The sequence below is a fragment of the Comamonas testosteroni genome (assembly GCF_000761245.1).
Taxonomy (GTDB): domain Bacteria; phylum Pseudomonadota; class Gammaproteobacteria; order Burkholderiales; family Burkholderiaceae_C; genus Comamonas; species Comamonas testosteroni_C.
On record NZ_AWOR01000026.1, the window covers coordinates 1 to 22161 of the forward strand.

A 22161-nucleotide genomic window follows, 5' to 3' on the forward strand; every position below is an offset into this window, starting at 1 on the left:
TACCTTTTTGGCGCAACACATCGCGCACTGGTAGGCCCATGGCTTGAATCAGGCCCACCAGCGTGGCGCGATCAGGCGGCGTCTTGAGATATTCGATGACCGTGGGCTCCACTCCGCTGTTGCGGATCAGGGCCAGAACATTGCGAGAGGTACCGCAAGCAGGGTTGTGGTAAATCGTGATGTCGCTCATAGCGCTAGATTCCCATTGCAAAGATTCAAGACGCCACGCTGAGCCGCAAGGCCAGCGCTGCAAGTGCGATGAGCAGCACGGGCATGGTCAGCACCGCACCGACTTTGAAGTAGTAGCCCCAGCCAATGGTTGCGCCTTTCTTGGCGAGCACATGCAGCCAGAGGAGCGTGGCCAGGCTGCCAATCGGCGTGATCTTGGGGCCGAGATCGCAGCCAATCACATTGGCGTAGACCATGGCTTCCTTGACCGTCCCGCTGGCCGTGGATGCGTCGATGGACAAAGCTCCGATCAAGACCGTGGGCATGTTGTTCATGATGGAAGACAGCACCGCAGACAGCACGCCTGTGCCCAGTGAAGCGGTCCACACGCCACCGGCTGCAAACTGGTTCAGCAACATGGCGATGTAATCCGTAAGCCCCGCGTTGCGCAGCCCATAGACCACCAGGTACATACCCAGCGAGAACACCACAATCTGCCATGGAGCGCCATGAAGCACCTTCCTGGTGCTGATGACATGGCCACGCGCAGCCACCGCCAACAAGATCGCAGCTCCCACGGCGGCCACGGCACTGACAGGGACGCCCAGGGGCTCCAGCGCGAAGAAGCCGACCAGCAGCAAGACCAGCACGACCCAGCCAGCCTGGAAGGTGGCCACATCCTTGATCGCAGCCGAGGGCTGTTTGAGCTGGCCCACGTCGTAGGTGGCAGGAATATCGCGTCGGAAAAACAGCAACAGCACACCGAGGCTGGCCAGGACCGAGGCGATGTTGACCGGCACCATCACCGATGCGTAGTCGTTGAAGCCTATCTTGAAAAAGTCGGCGGAGACGATATTCACCAAATTGGAGACGATCAGCGGCAGACTCGCGGTGTCGGCAATAAACCCTGCGGCCATGACAAATGCCAGCGTTGCTGCCGGAGAAAAGCCCAGCGCCACCAGCATGGCCATCACGATGGGCGTGAGAATCAGGGCGGCTCCGTCATTGGCGAACAGGGCCGAAACGGCGGCCCCCAGCAGCACGATGAAAGCAAACAGCTTGACTCCACTGCCACCACCCCAGCGGGCAAAGTGCAATGCAGCCCATTCGAAGAAACCGGCCTCATCCAGCAAAAGGCTGATGATGATGACGGCGACAAAGGTCGCCGTGGCATTCCAGACGATATGCCAGACCACCGGAATATCAGCCAAGTGCACGACTCCCATCAGCAGCGCGATACCGGCCCCAATCGAGGCGCTCCAACCAATACCAAGGCCGCGTGGCTGCCAGATAACCAGCGCCAGGGTGAAGATGAAAATCAGGATGGCCGTCAACATGACGTATAGGTCCTAGAAAAGCTATGAGTCGGCATCAGTGCCGCCCACAGCGTGCGGACGTCAGTGAAGCCTGGTGCTGCAATCCAGACTTTGGAGCTGGATCGCAATGGCAGTAACGGGATTCAGTGCGAAGAGAGTTCACGCGCCGTGGACTGCAGCACAGCCTGCTCCAGCTTTTGCGCCGGCAGGTTCACCAATAGCTCCAGGCGACGACGAATCATGTGCATCGTCTGCCGGAAGGCTTCCAGCTTTGCATCGTCAGAGGCATCGCCTTCCGAGGGGTCCGGGTAGCCCCAATGCGCTGTGGCGGGGTGACCAGGCCAAAACGGACAGACTTCACCAGCGGCGTTGTCGCACACGGTGATGATCAGATCCATATGCGGCGCGCCAGACACCGCAAACTCGTCCCAGCTCTTGCTGCGCAAACCATCTACCGAGACACCGGCCTTTTGCAGCACTTGCAGCCCCAGCGGATTGGGTTGCTGATTCTCTCGGGGGCTGCTGCCCGCCGAATAGGCCTTAAAACGGCCTTGACCCATATCGTTGAGCAAGGCCTCAGCCAAGATGCTGCGTGCCGAATTGTGGGTGCACAGGAACAGGACGTTCAGGGGAGCTTTGTTGTCAGACATGGTTTTAGCAGCGGGACTTAGGGATGGGAAAAGGTTGCAGCGACGCTTAGCACTCGCACGACGCAACGGCGTCATTGGTACAAACCGCGCCCTGGCAGCAGTTTTCGGTGAGATATGCCAACAGATCGTTCATCACGGGGAAGGCCGCGCGATAGAGCACGTTTCGCCCCTGCCGCTCCTGGGTGACCAGGTCGGCATGAAACAGCTCTTTCAAATGAAAGGACAGCGCGTTCGGCGCGATGCCGAGCTGCTCAGCTAAGGCACTAGGTGTCAGGCCTTCAGGTCCAGCCACAACAAGGGCGCGAAATACGCGCAATCGGGCCTCATGGGCCAGTGCGGATAGTGAGCGGATGACGTTTGCTTCTTGCATGGATTGATAATACATCAACTGTTGAAACAATGAATAAATATGTGGAAATTGTGGTCACTGTTTTACGACCGCAATCGGCAAATGACCGCTTATGAAGTCAAACACCAAGTGACCACTTCTGGCCGGTTGCCGCTGTCGCCGTTCGACCCTTTGCCGCCATCTGAACTCCACCGTTCTACGACGGCTATGCAGCGATTGTGTTCCTACACGCTCTGAGATCATATGACCGGTCAAAGCCGGTAACCTCATGGTCAGTCGTAAGGGAAAAGTCCGTTGGTATGGTCACTCAGCGAATGCACTCAAATAAAAACCTGCACTAACATTAAACGGGAGCATGCCTTACCGCCTGTCATCACAGGCTAATGCCAGCTTGAGCGATATAGCGATCAAGCTGGCGATGAGCCCAACATCAAATTAGTCCCATGCCCGGCCTCGATAGGCTGCAAATTGAATCCCTCTGACCAGCTTCAGAGTCGGTCGTATTGCACCACCAGAGGCACTACATCCGTACCCTCAAACGCCGCGCACGCTCCTTGAATGCGGCCTCGCCACCCTCGAGGATCTCGCAGACTTGACGCCGGATGTTTGGGTTCTCCAACCCGCCGCTCTGATAGCTGATCTCTGGCAGCTGTCCCGGTCGGTGCGGCCCGCACTTGGCCACGATGACTTGGTCGGCATCGGTGTTGACGATCAGATTCGCGTTGTGAGTCACGATGATGATCTGACGGCGAAGGCGGGTCTTGCGGAACCGCTCTACCAGTTCATCGAAGATGGATTTGGGATCGAGGTTTTCTTCCGGCTGGTCCACGATCAGCGGCCGATCATCTTCCTGGTCGATTGCCAGATACAGCAGCAGCAACACAATCCCACGTGTGCCGGGCGACAACTGCTCGATGTCGACCCCTTCGTACTGCACGCCATATGTGATCTTGATGTGGTCAGTGCCGTAGAGCCAGGCGGAAATGCGCCCACCCCATTCGCGAAACGCCTCAGCATCCGATCGTTCCACCGGCGAATGGTCCAGTAGCTGCGCTTCGTGGGATGCACGAAAATCTGCCATTGCTTTGGCAACCTCGGCACTGGTGCCGCCCTCCCAAGCCGTCAGCAGCTCGGCCCGCGCGGCCGCCAATAACGCGCCGCGCCCCTTAAAGGGGCCAGCCTTGCGCAGATCCAGCAGTTCCTCGCCCCGCTGTGCCCATGCCTCTAGGTCGACGGCACGCCGAATCGAGAAGGCCAGCTTCCCCAATGCGCCATCTTCAGCTTCAAGGCGATGCTTAAGCGGCTCATAGAGTGCGGAAAGCTCTTTCTCCTCTTCCAGGATGCCGTCGAAAATAGCGGCGTAGCTGGTGCGCCGCTCATCGATCAGCTCCTTGATTCGGGTTTCGGCATGGTTGGCCATAGCAATGTCCCGGTCGAGCTTCACCAGTGCGGCGGCGTCTCGTGAGATCTTCTCCGACAGGCGCTTGAACGCCTTGGAGGCCTGTTCATCGACATTGATTAAGGCCCGAAGCCGAGCCGCCTCCCGCTCCAACAGGCCCAAAGTCTGCTGGCTTAGGTTCGCACCATCAGGCAAAAGAGAAACATTAGAAGGCGGTGTACCCGGCCCCGAATCCGTTTCCTTGAACGGAGTGCCCATCATGGCCATGATCTGGGCATCCACTGTCTTGATAGCCGCCGTGAGGATGCCATCGACGTCTCCAGAGAAGTCCATCAGAAATGACTTCCAGGCATCGGTGCCCAGGCCAGCATCCGTATGTGCCTGCTGAAGCTGACGCAATCGCAGCGGCGCTTTGTTGGCCCGTGTGTCGGCCACTTCGTCGCGCAGTGCACCCAGGGCCTGCCGACGCCGACGCGCCTGTTCAATGCGCGAACGCACGGCCTCCGCCGCGTTGGACACGACGTCGAACTGCTTCGCGCGCTCCTCGCCGCCCTGCCCGATCAGGCTGTCCCGATCCTTGCGATCCTTTGCCAGGCCTGCCGCTTTCTCCGCACGCTGACGCTGCAACTCAGGCAAGGCCGCCCGACGCCCACGCTCTAGGTTCAATTGCGTTGTGGTTTCCGCAAGCACTTCCTCGTGGCTTTGACGCATCGAGCGGCCGTGCGCGGCGTTGAGTTCGAGCAGTTCTCGGAACGTTGTCGAGCCCATCCGGTCCTCACTCGGATGGGCCATATAGATAATCCGCTCGAGCTCCGCGAGCAGTTCATCGGTCATCCCCTCGGCCGAGCAGAGCCGGTCCACGAACTGCTGGGACAAATACTGCACGCGCGGCGACCCGAACAATCCTGCATTCTCCAGTTCGCTCAGGTTGACCTCCGTTGGTGTACCGTCCTCCCATACCAACTTGGCGGTACTGGCGTCGAGGTGCCGGCGCGCGCGCCGGACAAAGGACCGCTCGTCCAAGTCTCCGGACAGCGCGAAGCCTGCCGCAGCAATCAGGTCCGCCAACGCGGTCTTTCCCGATCCCCTCGCGCCGATGATGCCCACCAGCCCCGGGTTGAGCGGCACCGAAGGCGCGCTCATCCACTGCGCATCAGTGAGGCTTATCGACGCGATGACATGCGAGGGCAGCGCTCCGCGCGGCGGCGAAGCGCCGATGAAGGCGCGGGTGCCCGGTTCCAGGCACACTTGCCGCAAAGAGTCGAAGCTGACATCCCCTTTGATCCAGCAGTAACGATCCAACTGTGGCTCGCCAACCTGCTCCGGTGCATGGGCGTCGCTGCCGTGCAGGCACGGCTTGCAGCCGTTCCAGTCGGAGGACAACTTGTCAATGGATACGGCGCCCCGCCCGAGCCAGAACTCGCGCTGCTTAGGCTGTGACGAAAAGATGATGTGCGCAAAGCGCTCGATCTCCTTGCGCAAGATCGCCAGGGATGCATCGCTCTGAAGCCCTGAAGAACCGTCCGTGCTTCCGGCAGCCACCGCAACCAAGACGTTCTCCTGCACCCAAGTGCTGCCTTTCCATGCCGTACGTAGCTGCTCCGGACTGACCTTGAATTGATTTGTACCAACTGCCAAGGCAACCCGATCATCCAGGATGGAGTTGTCATGGGCTCGCCCCAGCCGGATCAGGTCCGAAGCGTCGCAGCGGAAAGTCTCGCCATAGGCCTCAAAGGTGAGTGCGCGCAGGAAGCGCCTGATCTGCTCCACATGATCGGGGTCCTCCGGCGACACTAGTAGATGGACGTTGATTGGCGATCCCTTACTGGTGCCGATTCCGTAGCGCATCTCGACGTTGGCAAAGATTAGGTCCACATCCGGCAGTCGTCCCGCCTGTTTCTGCTCTCGGACCGCGACATACGTATCGACGCTGTAGTAGTCCGTGATACCGATGGCCCGAATGCGCGGCGCAGAGCCTTCCAGCTTCGCAAGAAACTGCCCCCATGCATCCTCGCTACGGTACTGGTTGTTCAGGATTGTTCCGGGTGCATGAATATGCGGATCCCAGCGATGCCATTTGGCCCCCCCAGGGTTGGACTTTCCAAGCATTGCGCCATCTCCTTTTTGCCTGCAATTACTCATGTCGCGCTGTCAACAATAACAACGCATATGTGACAAATTGAATCACAAACAGGACATTCTACTGAGCCAAACTACTGCTTTTGTTAGCAGCGTTAGGTCTCTAAAACGCAACTGAAGACAGGCCATCATCAGCCCGATGGCCACTATGCAACGACAGTTGTTGGCATGGTCGCTGCCGTTAAGGCCTTGCGCTCTAAACGGCTCTAAACGACTCAAATCAGCCTAGACCTGCCGTTCGCGGCCACATGCCGAACGACAGCTTCTGGCCGAACTCAGTCGGTCACGGCCTTCAGCCCGGTCAGTTCGACCGGAGTACGCAGCATATCGAGGTAACGCACCTTCTGCGCATCTTTCCGTGATCGAGAGACGGCCAAGGAAGCTAGGACAGCAGGCCCGGCACCACCAATGAAAAAAGCCCAGTCACAAGAACTTGTGAGCTGGGCTTGTTGGGTGTGGCAATTACTTGCCAGGACTCATAGAGTCGTTAGTGACTTGCCTAAGCAATTGCTCGTGACGCAGGGTCACAAAGTCTGGGCATGTCAATGTAGCGATGTTGGTTTCAGCCTCGACGCCATCCCAACTATCGTTACACCAGGCACTGCTGTCGAAGTCCGACGCAAGATCTGGGGAGTAGAGGCCATTGGTTTCGTTGTAGAAGAAAACGACCTCTGGTTTTCCGTTGAACTCCGCTTTCAGGATCACATAGGGGCTATGTTTCTCCTGAATGCCGGTCATCAAAGGCGCATCAGCGAGTAATGATGACGCGGCTGCTGTCCACCCCTTAAATGTGCGGAGATCGTGGCCAGCGATGGCAATGGCGACCTGTTCAGCAGTCAGTGCGTAGCTCTGACGATCCGCAGCTGTGCAAAGCGGCTGATTGTTAGTTGCGTTCATTTCCAACTCTCTAAACTGGAAAGGCGCGGCCCGACTGGGCGACAACGCCCGTCCGGGTTAAAAAATCGCTGGCCCTTGGCCAGCGCGAGGTTCAAATAGCTTGCGCTTTAGATGGCGATATCGGACGCAAAGCACACCTTCAGATACCCATCGGAATCCTGGTATCCAGGCCAGTCTTTACTGCAACTGCTCATATCACCTGGACGATAGTTGCAGTGGCCGCAAGATGCGCATAGATCATCGTCAGCGATGCTTTTGACACCAAATGACTGGACCTTGAGCAATGCACCGCTCGCCAAGGCATATGCCTCGTGAATAGGGATGCAGTTCTCGCCCTCCTCTGCTGTCACTTCACACGGCCCGAACACCTTCGCCGCGGAAAAGCCAGCCCAACAATCTCCAGCCCAGAAGCCCGTCTTATCTTGTACGAATTCGTGATCCGAGAAGACAACGAACAACTTGGATTCGAGCTGCAGAATGGGCGGCACAAAGCCCAGAATGCGGTTCAGAACCGCTCCTATGCCTTCGCCAGGATGCTTCTGGAAAGCGCCCTTCAAGAGCCGCGCATGCATCGTGTCAAGACGCTTGAGCACATCCTGTTCATCGAGTACCGGCCATTCACCTTCTTGTGGCAAGACATCACAGAGCAGAGATGGCACATAGGCTTGATAGTCCTTGGATTGCAGCAAAGCATATGTGCCAAGATCTTCCTCGCTGTCAGTGAACCAAGCCCACACAGGGTTATCGGTTGGCAGCACGGACGGCATCTGTTGGCGAAAGCCCAGCTGTAGCAGTCGTCTGTCGGATTCCGTTTGCGTGTAAGGCTCGTGCTCGATGAAATCGTTACTCCCATCGAACATTGCTTCGATAGCAAGGCGATCCATCATTTTGCGAGGCACTACCAAGCCATGCTCTGCAGTCACGGTGAGCAACCAGCCCGAGTCTTTGGACCTGAGCTCCACCAATGAGGTGTAGTAAATGTCGCCTTCGGAATGAATATTGGCAAAGAATGAGCCTGTTGGGCGGTCGTAGCCGCATTCCAGAACCATTTCAATGCCGTTCACGTTCGTTTGATTAATTAAGTGCTTGGACATGGGATTCCTTTCGTTGAAAGCAGAAAGGGCACAGTCCCCCCAGGGGCATGACGGTGCCCCAAGGGTAAAAAGAGAGTTAGAAGAAGATCACCCAGTGAATACGGGAAAAGTTACAGAACCCCGTCTTTCGCTGTGAGCGCTTCCTGGAGCATCGTGCGAAGATGATCCTGTTCCAGTACAACACGAGCCTTATATTTCTCTTTAGCAGAGGGTTCCAAGGCATCGTTTGAAGCTAATGTCCAAATTGATGCAATCACCATTACCTGGTCCATCAACAATTCAATGCTCGGGTTTTTCTCTGCATTTACCATGGATTTGTAATTCCTTGGACGTTCAAAGGTGTTTTCGAGGTTCATATTCATCTCCAGTAGATAAGGAAGATGGACACTTGCCCCAGGGCATCTAGTGCCCATCAGGGATTTATAGGTTGACACCCAACTTGCTCATTGCCGCAGACGCCGAAGCCTGCACATTTGCTTTTCGGTATGCCAGGTACGCATCAATGTCTTTGGTACCCACGTACACGGACTTTTGATTGCCCATCAACTCAGAATGCTCCCTGCGACAAGCGGAGGCGTAAACAAATGAATAGGCTACTGCCCGCATCCGTTCCTTCACGCTTTGTTTCTCATGAAAGGTCAGATATAACGACAGGATAAATTCATTTGCTGGTACGTTGAGATACCGCTTATTCAAATGAAACCAATCACCAACGCAACTGCGCGTTTTGACGTTGTCAGCCTCAAGCAATAACTCAAGCTCTAGCTGAAACTCCACTTCATCGCCATGCCAGCGTGCTTGCGCAAACGCATCGCACTCTTCATTCTGATCGGCAAGAACCGTCTTATCGTAGAACTCCTTATAGCTCTTAGCCCAATTTTCTAGCGGAACCAGCGACTCTGCGAGATCGCGCATCATCGTTGAGGCATCCTTCAATTGCTTCAATTGAGCTGGATTGAGGTTCTCAAAATTACTTTGAGCTTTCACCAATGAGGTGGCGGTTCGCTTCGCATGTGCAATCTGATGTTTGATCTTCGCAACGCCTCGGAGCTGAATTTCAAAGTACCAACGTTCAATGAGCTCCATATCCAATGACGCGCCACGCCTTGCAGCCCTCAATGGATGCAATTCGAGATAGCGTTCAAGGATTGATTTCTTATTCATACGGCCTCCAAATATTTCAAGCAAAGAAAAACCCACTACCCGACAAATTTCGGGTAATGGGTTGGTTAGAGCTTCTGCTTAATTATCTGTGCCAGTTGCCTTGCGAGACAACGGGAGCATGATGACGTTGGCAGAAGGAGCCGGTGGCTTAGGCGACTTGTGGGACTTTTGCAGCTTGTACTCGTTGAGAGCCACGCGGGCCCAACGAGCTAAGCAAACGCTAAGTGACCAAAGGCCACCAAGCAACTCCAAACACTTTCGCTTGATTCGCGCAGCAGCCTGACCCAAGTCATGAGCCTTTGCATATCGAATCTGCGAGCGCTTGACCGTCTCTTCCGCCATCAGATAGGCACCTAGGAACTGAAGTTTCAGATCCGGGTACATATCCAACGTGTTGAGAAATATGCGTGCTACGACAGGATCGTTGACGCGAGAGATCATGTTCACCAGCAGCTGGCGATCCACGTCAAAAGGCGAGGATGCCGGCTTCTTGGCAGAACGTTGAGATTGATGCATGTGTTGCTCCTAGATGTTGGGCAACACGGTCCCCGACGGGATTGTGTTATCCCGTGGGGTTGAAGAATGTCCTCGCCAGCGTGAGCTGATGCACATCTCTCAAGGACTCAGATGCTACAAAGCTCCGAAGAGCCAATTTGCGTCGATTTTAGCGCCGAAACTGAGCGCAACGCAATCCTTGCTTCCAGCAAAGTAGCCATCATCTCTTAAAATGCCTCATAATATGTTCTGTAATTTTAATGGAGCATATTGATGTCTAACTCTGCGGTGTCGTACAAGGATCTGCTGGCCCAACGCGCAACACTCGAAGCCCAGATTGAAGCAGCACGTAAAAGCGAAATCGGCACAGCCGTGCAACAGATTAGGGGTTTGATCGCGACATATGGATTGACCCAAGACGATATATTCCCCCAAGCGAAAGCAAAAGCAACTCGCGGCTCTGTTGACCCCAAGTATCGTGACCCTGAGACAGGTCAAACTTGGACAGGCCGTGGCAAGCCTCCTGTCTGGATCAAAGATAAGGATCGCTCGCAATTCGAAATCAAATGATTGCAGCAGGTTTGATATTAGATGGCCACTAAGTGGCCATTTTTTATGAGCACTTAAAATAGATCAGGCATATTCAAGTGCCAGCACTTCCTCGCGAGCTTCATCTGGCACTGTTTCTACAGCCGCTCGTTGTTGGACAGGCAATGCTTTCTTGGCTGCCTCCACCACTTCTATTTCTGTGGTGTGCTTGTTCTCCTGCAGCTGCAGCACGCCCTCATCGATGGTGCCCTGGATGATTGGCACGAGGACCAGGACATCGCGGATCTGACCCAAGCGATAGGCCCGGTCCTCTGCCTGGCGCATCAAGGCTGGCGTCCACGGCATGGACGCAAATGCCACGATGTTGGCAGCCGTCAGCGTGATACCCACGCCCGCAGCCATGGTTGTGCCAATGAATACCTTGATACTTGCGTCCCCCTGGAACGCATCTACCGCAGCCTGGCGACGCTTCAAGCTATCTGAGCCGACCAACGAGACACAGCCTACGCCAAGGCTGGCCAGGGCCTGTTTAAGGGCCTCCACGGTGCTCATGTACTCGCAAAAGATGATGAGCTTGTCGTCCTCTCCCATTGCCTGCACGGTTTCGACCAGGTACGGAACCTTCAGACCTTCAAGGCATTTACGCAGGCGAACGATCTTGGGCATGGCCTGCAGGGTCATGTCGCCATAGATCTCCTTGTAGACATCAAGCCCCTCCGGCGACAGAGGCACAAACTGCCTTGCCTTGTCACCCAGATCCTTGAGCACATCCTTGCTGCGGCGGATCATCCAGCCCTGGATCGCAGCAGCCAATGCTGCTCGCTTCTCTGGGCTACCCGCGTAACTCTTGCGGAACTCAGCCAGCGTGAGACTACCGACGCGATGGCCCGTGATGCGCAGCAGCGTATGCATCTCAATCTCGCGATTGAGCAACGGCGTGCCGGTGACGACAAAGCATCGCTCTATCCGTGCTGCCAGCAGGAACACGTTGCGCGTGCGGCCGCTCTTGTATTCCTTCAGGTAGTGGGCTTCATCCACGGCCATCACCGCGAACTCCAGCTCAGTCTCGCGCACTAGGCCGCCCATGCGTTCGTAGTTGCCGATCACCCAGTCGCACCCGGCCAGCGTCGAGATCCGGTCCTCGCCGATCATCCCGACGCGAGCGTCGGGGTAGACCATCTTGATCTCTCGCTCCCAGTTCAAACGTAAGGATGCAGGGCATACGATCAGGACCCGGCCGCTGCCGGCAGCCATCCGGGATGCCACGACCGTCTGACGGCTTTTGCCCAGGCCCATGTCATCGCCCATGCAGGCGCCCGATTGGCGCAGCATATGTGCGACGCCTTCGGCCTGGTAGTCGCGCAGCACGCCACAGGCGACCAGGCTGGCCAGGGCCACGCGGTCATACGGCATGTCATCGACGTGGCCATGCTCGGTCGACAGGAAACCGGTGCCCTCTTCTTCACCAGGCCCGCCGCCACCGCCCAGCGGTGGCGATGCAGCGGGCATGCTGATTGGCGAGCCTTCGTTGCCGCTTGTGGTCAACTCTTCGATGAGCACCGGCTGCTCATGGACGAATACGAACTCCGACGACACGCCGGCAATGCTGGCCAGCCGCTCCATGATGAGCTCAGGATCGGCTCTGACCTGCCACGCTGACGCATGCTTGTGGAAGTAGCCGCCCAACGAGCGCATCGCCTTCACACATAGCGGGTCATAGGTAAAGCTGACCGCCCACGAACCGCGTGTCAGATCGCCCTTCACCAACGGGAATATCTGAACATCAAGCAGCTGCGAGAAGTAGTCGGGATCAGGAGCTGCGACAGCGGCGCGCAGTTGCACATCGAGCTGCTCCATATCCACGAAGTGCCCAGCAAACGCATGCTTAATCACATCGTCGGCATATCTGGAGTCGGTAGTTTGAAGCAGCCACATGCGCCGAGCTCCACTCCACCAAGCATCGTAGTTTGCAAGTGGACGGCTCACACCTGGAACTGTCAGGAGCTGCAGGCCCAGCCTGCGTCCATCCGAGACGGCTTTGATAAGGAGATCCGGCGGGCGGATCGTGACGGGCCTTGGCAACATCAAAGCCCCTCGCGAACAACTCTTGTTGCTGGTGACTCATAGCCCCAACCTTCGGCCATCCATAGCGCCCATGTGAGCGTTGAATCAGAAACCTGCAGCCCCGATATAAGCGGATCAAAATCGCTGGAACACTTCAAGATAAAAGTGTCGTAGGACTTTCCGATCAGAGCGATATTTTTATTGAATACTTCCTGGCAAGTTTTGGCCCATGCCACAGGATCGAAATTCGGATCGACTGGATCGGGAACAACGAGCCCCAAAAATTGATATTTTTCTTTCACCATATTCTCCTGTGGACTCAATTGGCGACTGAGCATGCGCCACAGGAAAACCGATATTTATTCTGTCATCTGGTAGCTGAAGTCACGGCGGACAAGCCATAACTGCACCACCGCATCAACGCGACTATCAAAGTCGCCAATCAACATAGAGTCCGACTGCGACGACTCATCGTATGTGACCGTGAGACGCGTGTGCCAGGTACCATCAAACTGGAGCTTGCAATATCCCACGCATACATCCTTGCCATTGGAATCTCGCACGACCAAGAATGCTGGTGCATATTCTTCATTCACAGTTGGCGATGGTGCAACCACCATGGTGAATCGACCATCAACAAGCAATGTGATGTCGTCCGAGGCCTGTCGATCGGGATGTAAAGTCAAGATGTGCTCCTTGGTAAAAAACGGTCGTTAAGCAGGCTGGCCTGCGTGGTAGGGTTCCTGCACTTCGCCCGTGGGGCTATCCGACTGCTCCGTGGACGAGCGGCGTGGAGCCTCGAACTCAATGCTCTTCACACGCGACAGCAGCAGTGCGACATCCTGGGCCTCTATCTTGAACACCATCACTTGGCCGCCAGAAGCCTCATCGCGCGCCATGTACTCAAGCTCTTCCCCCATCACTAGCACTCTGGCTCCCTTGCGCAGGAGCCGCGCGGCATCGCGAGCCTTCGCGCCGTAGATTTCCACCTCGCGCCAAAAACCGCCGACTTCTTCGATTCCGCCTTGCTCGTTGCGTCCGTATCGGCTGAACCGAACACGCATACTGGCGACATCAAACTCGCCATTAGGCCCACCCTTGAGCGTCCTGAGACTAGGAGAGCTGCCCAGGTTTCCCTTGCCGATAAACAATTGCGACATATCCATTTTCCTTGCAGTGCGGATTGAATGCCCGAGCTGCTGCACCAAGTCAGCCCAGGCACGGACTCAGACGGTCGAAATCGGGGAGCGCGGATAGAGAAAGACAGGAGCCTTGTCCACGCTCACGCGAATACGCTTGATATCGCCACGCGTCTGCTGGTGCTCCTCATTCAAGGCCACAGCGCGCTTGGACGCTGCCATGCACCATTGACGGAGTTCACTGGGCAGGCCTGACGCAAGCTCCTCCACTTCTTCAAAGCTCAAATGGCGGTTCGAGCCCATGCGTTGGCGCCAGCGCAGAAAGACATAGCCCGTTGTGTTTTTCTGGTGCACGACCAGATAGAAGCTCAGTCCTGGAACAGATTTCGACTTCTCGGACAAATCGCGCATCTGTTTCAGGATTGCGTCGATGCCGTCAAGTTTCTGGCGCAATCTGGACAGGGTGCCCCTACCCGTAAGGGCCTTTACGTCAGCTCGATCTTGACAGTCCTGATCCGCCAGGGCTTGACGACCCCACAGCACGTTGTTGACGACTCGGCCACGACCGGTGTGCTGCGAAGCCCCTTTTATTTCCAGATCCCTTTTCACACCAATCCCTTTCAATATCAGTTCCAAACGACTGCGCGCGGTCTTAATCAGCGGTGGCTGTAGCTTCTGGGCCAGTAGATGCGGATGCATCGGAGCCATGCTCTTGCGCCTGCTGCAATTGGTCGCCAACTTGCTGCAGCAACGCACGTTCGGCTTCGCTGATGTTGATGAGTCGGCGCGAATGCGAAGGCTTCACCTCGGCCTTGTAAATCTGGGCTGGCACTGCACCAAACGTGCTCACCACAAACTGAATTCGCTTCGCAGCTTCCGGGTCTGCACTGAACCAGTCAGAACGGCTCAGCTCACGAATCTCTGGACGGCCGAGCCATTTGTCGAATCGGGCGGTGCCGTAGAACACGCCAAGGATGGCGCGGCTCATTGCGCTCAGCACAGCACGCGCCTGCTCATCACTCAGCAAGTTCTTGCGCTGCAGCGTTTTCTGGATACGAACAAAGTAGTCGTAGTCCACGATCAACATGGAGATCGCATAGCCGTAAGGGCTACGGAATCCGAGGTTCAGGGTCATAGGGCGAGCGGACTGAACGATGCTCAGGCTCAGGCCGCGCTTGCGCTGGCTCTCCAGCAGCTCCTCGGCTTTAGCGATTTGGGTGCGCAACGACTCTTGAACTTGCGAGATGCCGTACTCATGGCGTACCAGTGCCCAATCTGCATATGGGTTGTCACGGCTCGTCAGTACCCAAAGGGTCCGCAGAGAGGAAGCAACGCGCTTGCCGCCAATGATCGCGTTCAAGCGCTTTTCAGGCTCCCCAGATCGCCCCTGAAAAAGTCGGTGGGCCTCGATGGTGTGAATCGTCATCTGGTCCACGCCTTCGTTCGTCAGCGGCCCGAGATCATCAATGCCTTGCGCTTCGGAGTTCGTCACCACCGCGTCCGCACCACGACGATCGCGTCGCTCCGCTTGCATCTTCTGGAATTGCTCTTTGCGATCTTCCAGCTCTACATAGCGATCAAACAAAGGATCGTCTTCAGACGCGCCAGCCTGGATGAATGCCGCCAAAGCAGCTTCTTCACCAGCAATTGAGTAGCCGTCACGAAATGGCGAATTCGGGTCGGTGGCGAATTTAATGCCTGGTGCACCTGCACCCAATACACCGGCCAGCATTACTGGCTGAAAGCCGGGGTCTGTTTTGATTCGATCAGTAGCCAAGGTCTTCTCCTTAAATTAAATACTTCGTCTATCCAGCGTCCGGGACTTCTCCCGACTTGCCGCCCTCGTCGGCACTGGCGTTCTCTATTGCCACTTGCACAGCTTCTTTAGCGATGTCTTCATTCCAACCGTCGATAAATGGAAAGTGCTTCTTACTAACTGATGGCAGCCGCTCGGCAATGGGCTGTCTTAGCAAATCGAGTACCGCATCGCGATTCACGGTCACCAGCGTTTTCGTGTTCTTCTGCACGCGGACATTAATAAATCCAGTCTCTTGCAACCGCTGGAGAGTTCGTTTTACGGTGGGTAATGGAATGGTTCTGCACAGTTCGACTTCAGTGATCGACCCAGACGTAATGGCGATCTCTCCAATATCCCCCCGCTCTTTGAGTAAGACCCAAAGAACCGCAGCATCCGTGTAGCTTCTGAATTGCTGAACGAGCTGAATAAATAGATCGTTCCCTGATTTCTGATAGCTCATATTGCTTCTCTTGAAAATTGCTGTGGCTCATTTCGAGCTACATGGCACTAAGTGCCGTGTGGGTCATTTCGAGCTACTTGGCACTGAGTGCCATATGGCCCATCTCGGGTTATTCGGAAGTCAGCTCATTTCTTCGCCATTCCGACCTTCGCTGCCCGCTCATTGCGAAGAGCAAGCAACTTGGCACGCGCCGCTTCTTTGCCCAAAGGCCCATTGCCTTCGACCGCCACTCGCACTGGATTGGCGACGGCGTTGGCCGATCCTTCGTGAAAAGCTTTCAGCGATGCTTCTTTCTGGGCCTGTTGAGCATCGGCCTGTTTGGCTAACTCAATGCGCTCTGCAGCGATGACGGGGGCATACGCCCAGATGCATTCGCCGGCTCTATATTTCTTCACCACACTGTTTAGCCAGGCCACTGGCGACTTCACTTTATGAAATCGCCGGTTCGCACCTTCCATCTCGTCCAACGCTTGCTGTTGTTGCTCAAGGGGAAACTTGGCCAGCACCTTGGAGAGGGACGCGTGCAGTGACTTCTCAATCCAGGTGGGGAAGATGAGGCCAGAGGCAAGTCCGGCATTCAGCTTGTCCGAACTCGAAGACTTACCACCCTCACCTGCCTGAACGTCAGCCGTGCTGCTGGTGTTCACCGGCGAAGTAGTAGTGGATTGAATAGAAGTCCTTTGAATATTGATTGCGGGAAACGGCAGATCAAGCCTGCAGGTTTCGTCCAAAGAGTCAGGCTCTTGTTTGCAGGAAACGGCAAACGATTCCTTCGCTCCACCCTCGCTACCCTTATCGCTAAAGCTCTTCGCTAACTCCTTGCTGGCATTGGAGATTTGCTCCGACTTGGCGGGCTGCTCACTGATCGAAGAAGTAGCTCCAGCTTGTCGGATTTCGACAGGCTTGTGAGGCACCAGATCGTCGTTCAAAAAAGACAGCAAGAGATCGCGCGGGCGGGGAGCAGGCGGGGTCGCGGACAGTCCAAGCGTCGCTTGCGAGAACGCGAATGAAAGCCCGGACAGGTCCAGCGTCTGGTTCGTGGCTGGAGCGCTATTTGACGGTGCAGCCTTCGTTGACGCCGCAGGAGTAGCCTTGTCCGCGTCAGCCTTGCGAGGCAAAGGCTTGATGCTTTGCCCACGCAGGCACAGCAGAATGGCGTCGAAGTTAATGCGGACCAAAGCTCCGCCGATGCCGACCTCGTTAATGAATCCAGCCTTCTTCAGCCGCTCCCGAGCATTGCGCTGGACCTTCGGACCGAGCACAAGCGCTGTTGAGATTTCATCCTGGCTGACCGGGATAGCGCCATCGGTGAGCTGGCCTAGCTTCAGACACTCCCGGTGCCGCTGCAGCAGATAGGCCAAGTACAGCCCGCCTGCGATGCTTCCAGCCACATCAGCCAGGGGCTTGTAGTAGACCTTGCAGCCCTTGAACCAGCTACTTGCCAAGTCCCACGTAAGTTTCTGCCCCTTGCCGCGCATGGCCAATGCCTTGGCGAGTGCAGGTACGTTCAGGCGGTAGTTCAGCACCGCAGGACGCCCAACGAGCATCTCTTCGAGAACGCCCTCGCCCATCAGCAGCTCGCGCACACTGGCTTGCTCGGTGCGGGTCAGCCCAATGGCCGACTTCCACTGCTGCAAGGACATAAAGAACCAGCCACCGCGCTCGGGATGGTTGCGGAGACTGTGGCGCGTCCAGTAGAGCGCCATGCCCACGAAGATGGCGGCTTTGTGGCCGAATTTTTCAGCCAGCACCGGATGAAATGGAACGAAACCTCGATCGTCCAGATGCAGAAAAATTTGCTCGGCACCCTGGTGGATCGGCGCATCCTCCGGCAGTTCATAACGAACTGTTGGAATTGCTGCGAGTGAAAGAGAGCCGCGCACTGACAAGCTCCATCAGTGCGCAGCTGCGGCTACGGAGGTTGTCGCTGCACTGCGCATTGCGCTGGCCAAGGGCATGGCTTGCTGCTGCAAAAGCTCAAGCAAGCGCCGCTTCGAGATCCGATAGGTAATGATGCGGCCCTGACCAGCTTGCTCATGCAGGATGCCCAAGTCCACGAGGGTCTTGCGGCAGGTTTGCTGCTGTGCCCTCGTTATGCCGGTGTCCTTGGTGCAGCATGACGATGACATAAGGATTTCGAAAAAATCCTCCGACTCGCTGCGACGTTCCCGCTCCATCGCATAGGTAAGCCAGAGTGCGCTTAAGACGTTACCAGTGAGATCCACGAATGCGCGGTTGATGGTGATGGGCTCTTGGCCGATGAGTTCCAGAAACAGTGCGGACTTCAGAAATTCACTATCACTATTCGACAGCTGGGCGGATAAATTCTTGGTGTTCTTCATGTTCAAGCTATATCGATAATGGTTGTAAATAGAACGTCCTACGGCTGATTTATTTTCCAACCGGGAAAGCATTTCTCCTGGGAAGAGCCAGGCTATCCGCGTCTTCAAACTCTTTGAGTGTTGAATAAAGCGAGTCGATGGTGTACTCCGCAAAACGAGAATGCAGCTCGAAAATCCAATCACGTAGAGATTTCCCAGGCGCCGATTGGCTGGTAATTTCGGCCCAAGCTTGATGAATCTGATCCCGAACATCAAACTTCTTGGGTAATTTGGCCCTACCGCCGGTGACGCTTCCACCAACCAATTCACGCATCCTACGAATATCGTCTGCGGAGCGCTTAAAAAGCCGGGTAATCAGTGCACGCGATGCGCCATTACGCACAAAATACTCGCAAAGTGCATCGTCTTGCCGTTGTCGGTCCAGGCCTTCCAGTTGCTGCCGGAGTTCGCCAGGAGAAAATACGAGTTTAACCCTCGTTAACTTAGTAGAAATATCCAGAATATCGCGAGTCTTGCGATGCCGAAGTTGGTCAATCAGTTCGGCATCGCAACCCATCTGCAATAACTGATCTATTCCATCCTCGGTTTCGATAGCACGAATTACCTCCGTCAGCAGCAGAAAATTTAGCTGCGGATTCGTGTGAATATCGACGGGAACAATATGATCTGTCATTGCTTAACTAACGTGTTTATTCCGTAAATAACGGTTTATAGGCTTCGCGGCTATCCTCTTGCACGGCGATATTAAATTCAGCGAGTGTTTGCATCAGTGCAGACAAGCATCTAGCAACCGCCGCATTGCCGAAGAGATACCCATAATGGTCAGAAGTGACATAAAGCTGCCCATTCTTCCCGCACAGAATTGCTCTATCTGTGCACTCCTGACGGAACGTATCAACGCCAGCCTGAATAGCCTTTACCCAGCGGCTTTCTGGGTCGAATTTCGAGAGTAGGTTTGCGTTGCACTGCCCGGTTTGCGTTGCAAGAAATGGCCAGAGATACACACGCAGAGTTTCGAGTTCTTCGGAGAGCTTTTGATCGCCCAAATACGACATACGTTCTGGAATATCCACCAAGAACCCGTATGGCAATGCCGGCATTGGCTTCACGAAGTCCGACAACGGTACGACAGCATTCAGATCCACAAGATTCTGCGATAGCCGTGCGGAAAACGCTGCCAGCTTGTCTGCTGGGCCAGCACCCGCCCCTTGCCGATCGGCCTTTGTGGTGGCTTTTTTACTGCTAGGCGATGCAGCCGCCGACACGCCGCCAAGCATTCCCGACAGTGGCGCCTGCTTGGCTTGCTGTTGCACCTTCTTGTTCTCGCTCTCTATCGAGCGCATGTCCTCAACAGAAAGCTTCGGGTCCTGGAGATAGGACTGGACGACTGACTCGATATGGTCGGCGGCAATGCCAAAGTGCTTCGAGGATACAGACTGGATCTGGGTGAGCAGCGATTGAACATCCAACTTGACCTCTGTCCGGCTTGCAGGATCGGCCTCGGAGTTCGCTTGCTCCATGGCCTCAAGATCGGTCGCGTGCATCAAGAAGATTTCCTCGATGGAGTTTTTGACCTCATCACGCTTATCAAACTTAGATGCCATTTCGTGAAGTGCTGAAACGGTAGGACGAATATTTATATTCACGTCAGACGTTTGAAGCCAATTACCAATCAACGCGAGATTTTCGACAGCGAAGATGAAGTTTTGAACCATCCTCACGCCATAGCTCAATCCAACCTCTTTAAGTGCTTTATTAAGTTCGGTGGCGGATAATGATTTAGCAGTCTCCTTCTCAATTTCACGCTTGTAATTCATCACGCCCTGAGCTCGCTCCCAGAACGAAATATCACTTCGATTGTCGTTTTCGCTCAAGTGCGCGGCAATGACAGCAGCCTCGCCAGGCCACTTTCGAGTAACGACATGGATGCGCCGCAGTTTCTCGACGCCTTCATTCACCAGCTCTTTTGCGATCTCCACACGAGTATTTCCGCCACCATATGGAAAATACTTCTCCGTAGGGTTTCGACGCGTAACCGAGAACATGTTGGTGATACCATCGACCTTCATACTCGCTTTGATTTCCGCCCGCTGGGAATTAGCTTTCTTGCGAGGATTCAGCGAATATTCATCAATATCAAAAACATCCAAGACGATGATGGAGCCATCAATCTCATCCATCGGATCAAAACTGGTAGTTGATCTTTCAGAGTCTCGATGAAGAGCTGCTTTAGCCGCCTCAAGACGTGCTTGATTTGGAGTGAGCTTTGGTTTATCTGGTGCAGTCATAGCTGACGCCCCTTGCTTATTTCCAGGGGACGTAGTTAGGTTTAGCGAGGCTGCCCGTTCGCGAGCAGTCATGGTTTCAGGTGTACGCATGCTTTCCTCCTAAAATTAATTGGAGGGTGCGTTCAGATCGAGATATTGGGGGTGGTTAGATGCGTACATCTCCGACACGCTGGGCACAATTTCCCAAAGAAGGGAATGAAGCGTGTTGGACGCTTTCACTGGATCAACCCAATGCACTGGAACTCCGGCACTGGCCGCTTTTTTCCAAGCCGTTGCATCGGGAACATCGGTATCCAGCATCGTGATTTTTCCGCTCAGCTCAATAAAGCTTTCGCGAATCATTGCGGACATTTCCTTGCTATCGCTAGTCTTCTGGCTTTTATTGAGAAATGCCTTCATCTGAGGCATCTTCAAGCCCATGCTAGACACGCTATCGTGGCGTTCAATGAGTGCCTTCACATTTGCGATGAACTCGCGAGCAGAGATCATGTCTGGCGTTGCAGGCACAAGAAGCAGATCAGCAGCAACCACAGCAGCATCTTGCAGATGACCCACAGCACCTTGGGTATCAATAATCACCACGTCATATGCGCTAGCGATTGCAGGGTGCTTCAAGGGGTTCTTGAAGCTGAACTGCATGCTCACTGGATTGCGATTGGCCATCCAGACCTGCAAAGACGAGTCCTTGGCGTCAGAGCGAACGATATGCAGGCAACCGCCCTCGCTCTTAGGTGCCTTCTCAAGCTTGCCTTGATAGGAAGTCGGTGGCAGTTGGCAATGCGAGATGCAGTCCGGGGTCAGTGCACCAGACTGCACCAACTGCGTGAGCCCAAAAGGTGCCGCATAGCGCAGCTGGTAATAGCGTGAGAGCGACGGCTGAATATCGCCGTCGATCAGCAGCGTCCTAAAGCCGATGTCGTGCAGCAGGCCGCCCAGATTCGCAGCTGTAGTTGTCTTGCCGACTCCGCCCTTAGAAGCCAGAACAGTGATGATGAACATTGAAAGTCCTCGTTGAATGGTTGTTGATCCATTCAACGGGAGCTGAAGTTCGCTCGCGCATTGGTAGGCCGTTGCGACCCAAACTTAGGCCGCAGTGGCCCTCAGAAGCCACCCTTGATCGATGGTTATTTCGTAACCTTTTGTTGAATATCAGGCAAAAAGCCTTGACTTCCAGCTTAAAAAAGTGTCAGAAAATATACATCGCATCTTCTAAAGAAGAAGTTCGGACAGAGGCGCCACGACCGTGATACCTGCTCCCAGCTTGCTCAGAATTTCCGCTCTATGTACCGAAGCCTGGGCATGGATCTGCCTGCGTGCGCGAAGTTTCTCCATGTGTCGACCAGGACTGTACATAACTGGGAATCCGGCAAGCACGACATCCCGTTCGCCACGTACAAGCTGCTGCGACTGCTCAATCGTATGGAGCTGCCTGGCCAGTCCTGGCAAGGCTGGTGCTTCTATGGCAACAAGCCGATTTCACCTGAAGGTCGCTCGTTCGAAGGCAAGGACAGTAGCTGGTGGGGACTGTTGCTCTTGAGGGCACGCGTGAACGACCGTCTCACGCAACGCTTGGGGGTCGAAGGCGCAGCGCCGGCCCTAAATGGCAGTTCACGAGGTTTTTCAGACGGTTCTGATTTATCCCGGGCAATTTCTTATGGATACTGAAATTCAGCAAGCAGGTGAATCGCAGCAACGTTGGTTTCTGACTTTTGCCAGAAGCGCTAGCAACGTGTTTCTACGGTGATCCATCGGACTTTGACTGGGTCCTTGAAAACTCGCGCTTAGGAATACAAGCGCGGACTTAGGCCGAGCTGCGATAGGAGCCCATCGTGGGCGCGAGGTGTGAGCAG

General features: G+C 55.2%; 23 protein-coding genes and 1 pseudogene. 2 read left to right on the forward strand and 22 right to left on the reverse strand.

The features are described from left to right. From P353_RS05875 to P353_RS05920, 10 genes and pseudogenes are all read right to left on the reverse strand, one after another. Positions 1-190, reverse strand: a pseudogene (locus P353_RS05875) (arsenate reductase); the annotation flags it as partial. A gap of 25 nt (positions 191-215) precedes the next feature. Further along, positions 216-1505, reverse strand: a complete 1290-nt coding sequence (locus P353_RS05880; protein ID WP_034366672.1) for an arsenic transporter — start codon at positions 1503-1505, stop codon at positions 216-218. 122 nt (positions 1506-1627) lie between these two features. Beyond that, complete coding sequence (locus P353_RS05885; RefSeq protein WP_034366674.1) at positions 1628-2134, reverse strand: arsenate reductase ArsC; 507 nt, start codon at positions 2132-2134, stop codon at positions 1628-1630. A 46-nt stretch (positions 2135-2180) separates the two neighbouring features. Continuing rightward, complete coding sequence (locus P353_RS05890; protein ID WP_034367040.1) at positions 2181-2504, reverse strand: ArsR/SmtB family transcription factor; 324 nt, start codon at positions 2502-2504, stop codon at positions 2181-2183. A gap of 499 nt (positions 2505-3003) precedes the next feature. Then, positions 3004-5991 carry a TrlF family AAA-like ATPase gene (locus P353_RS05895; protein WP_034366675.1) on the reverse strand — a complete coding sequence of 996 codons (2988 nt, stop codon included), beginning with the start codon at positions 5989-5991 and terminating at the stop codon, positions 3004-3006. A 492-nt stretch (positions 5992-6483) separates the two neighbouring features. Then, the gene (locus P353_RS05900) at positions 6484-6918 is read right to left on the reverse strand and encodes a hypothetical protein (RefSeq protein WP_034366678.1); all 435 of its coding nucleotides are present in this window, start codon (positions 6916-6918) and stop codon (positions 6484-6486) included. Between the two features lie 107 nt (positions 6919-7025). After that, on the reverse strand, positions 7026-8012 hold the full coding sequence (locus tag P353_RS05905; protein ID WP_034366681.1) for a hypothetical protein: 987 nt from the start codon (positions 8010-8012) through the stop codon (positions 7026-7028). 110 nt (positions 8013-8122) lie between these two features. Beyond that, a complete protein-coding gene (locus P353_RS05910) occupies positions 8123-8368 on the reverse strand; it encodes a hypothetical protein (RefSeq protein ID WP_034366684.1) in 246 nt (81 codons plus the stop codon). 64 nt (positions 8369-8432) lie between these two features. Further along, positions 8433-9176, reverse strand: coding sequence for a hypothetical protein (locus P353_RS05915; RefSeq protein ID WP_034366687.1), 744 nt, complete (start codon positions 9174-9176; stop codon positions 8433-8435). Between the two features lie 78 nt (positions 9177-9254). Beyond that, a complete protein-coding gene (locus P353_RS05920) occupies positions 9255-9692 on the reverse strand; it encodes a hypothetical protein (protein WP_034366690.1) in 438 nt (145 codons plus the stop codon). Between the two features lie 252 nt (positions 9693-9944). On the opposite strand from P353_RS05920, the gene P353_RS05925 reads away from it, so the two are divergent. Further along, positions 9945-10241, forward strand: coding sequence for an H-NS family nucleoid-associated regulatory protein (locus tag P353_RS05925; protein WP_034366693.1), 297 nt, complete (start codon positions 9945-9947; stop codon positions 10239-10241). A 63-nt stretch (positions 10242-10304) separates the two neighbouring features. Here P353_RS05925 and P353_RS05930 read toward each other — a convergent pair whose 3' ends face one another. The 12 genes from P353_RS05930 to P353_RS05980 all read right to left on the reverse strand — a co-directional run bounded on the left by P353_RS05930 (position 10305) and on the right by P353_RS05980 (position 21310). Continuing rightward, positions 10305-12155, reverse strand: a complete 1851-nt coding sequence (locus P353_RS05930; RefSeq protein WP_034366696.1) for a DEAD/DEAH box helicase — start codon at positions 12153-12155, stop codon at positions 10305-10307. 149 nt (positions 12156-12304) lie between these two features. After that, positions 12305-12589: a hypothetical protein gene (locus P353_RS27810; RefSeq protein WP_232776288.1), complete on the reverse strand. Its 285-nt coding sequence runs from the start codon at positions 12587-12589 to the stop codon at positions 12305-12307. 54 nt (positions 12590-12643) lie between these two features. After that, a complete protein-coding gene (locus P353_RS05935; RefSeq protein ID WP_034366699.1) occupies positions 12644-12970 on the reverse strand; it encodes a hypothetical protein in 327 nt (108 codons plus the stop codon). Between the two features lie 27 nt (positions 12971-12997). Beyond that, positions 12998-13444, reverse strand: a complete 447-nt coding sequence (locus tag P353_RS05940; RefSeq protein ID WP_034367042.1) for a single-stranded DNA-binding protein — start codon at positions 13442-13444, stop codon at positions 12998-13000. A gap of 66 nt (positions 13445-13510) precedes the next feature. Next, positions 13511-14131 carry a hypothetical protein gene (locus P353_RS05945; RefSeq protein ID WP_232776290.1) on the reverse strand — a complete coding sequence of 207 codons (621 nt, stop codon included), beginning with the start codon at positions 14129-14131 and terminating at the stop codon, positions 13511-13513. Next, positions 14076-15200 carry a PFL_4669 family integrating conjugative element protein gene (locus P353_RS05950; RefSeq protein WP_034366703.1) on the reverse strand — a complete coding sequence of 375 codons (1125 nt, stop codon included), beginning with the start codon at positions 15198-15200 and terminating at the stop codon, positions 14076-14078. Before P353_RS05950 ends, P353_RS05945 begins: the two co-directional genes overlap by 56 nt. A 28-nt stretch (positions 15201-15228) precedes the next feature. Next, positions 15229-15681: a hypothetical protein gene (locus tag P353_RS05955; protein ID WP_034366704.1), complete on the reverse strand. Its 453-nt coding sequence runs from the start codon at positions 15679-15681 to the stop codon at positions 15229-15231. A gap of 125 nt (positions 15682-15806) precedes the next feature. Beyond that, positions 15807-17564: a hypothetical protein gene (locus tag P353_RS05960; protein ID WP_034366707.1), complete on the reverse strand. Its 1758-nt coding sequence runs from the start codon at positions 17562-17564 to the stop codon at positions 15807-15809. A gap of 12 nt (positions 17565-17576) precedes the next feature. Continuing rightward, positions 17577-18023: a hypothetical protein gene (locus P353_RS05965; RefSeq protein ID WP_003054945.1), complete on the reverse strand. Its 447-nt coding sequence runs from the start codon at positions 18021-18023 to the stop codon at positions 17577-17579. A 49-nt stretch (positions 18024-18072) separates the two neighbouring features. Continuing rightward, the gene (locus P353_RS05970) at positions 18073-18696 is read right to left on the reverse strand and encodes an STY4526/YPO1902 family pathogenicity island replication protein (RefSeq protein WP_034366710.1); all 624 of its coding nucleotides are present in this window, start codon (positions 18694-18696) and stop codon (positions 18073-18075) included. A 16-nt stretch (positions 18697-18712) separates the two neighbouring features. Then, on the reverse strand, positions 18713-20401 hold the full coding sequence (locus tag P353_RS05975) for a hypothetical protein (protein ID WP_232776292.1): 1689 nt from the start codon (positions 20399-20401) through the stop codon (positions 18713-18715). A gap of 15 nt (positions 20402-20416) precedes the next feature. Continuing rightward, positions 20417-21310: a ParA family protein gene (locus P353_RS05980; RefSeq protein ID WP_003054942.1), complete on the reverse strand. Its 894-nt coding sequence runs from the start codon at positions 21308-21310 to the stop codon at positions 20417-20419. 300 nt (positions 21311-21610) lie between these two features. Here P353_RS05980 and P353_RS27815 point away from each other — a divergent pair, with 300 nt between their 5' ends. Beyond that, positions 21611-21976 (forward strand): VC1465 family Xer recombination activation factor, encoded by a 366-nt coding sequence (locus tag P353_RS27815; RefSeq protein ID WP_157839517.1) that lies wholly within the window; start codon positions 21611-21613, stop codon positions 21974-21976. The last annotated feature ends 185 nt before the right edge of the window (positions 21977-22161 follow it).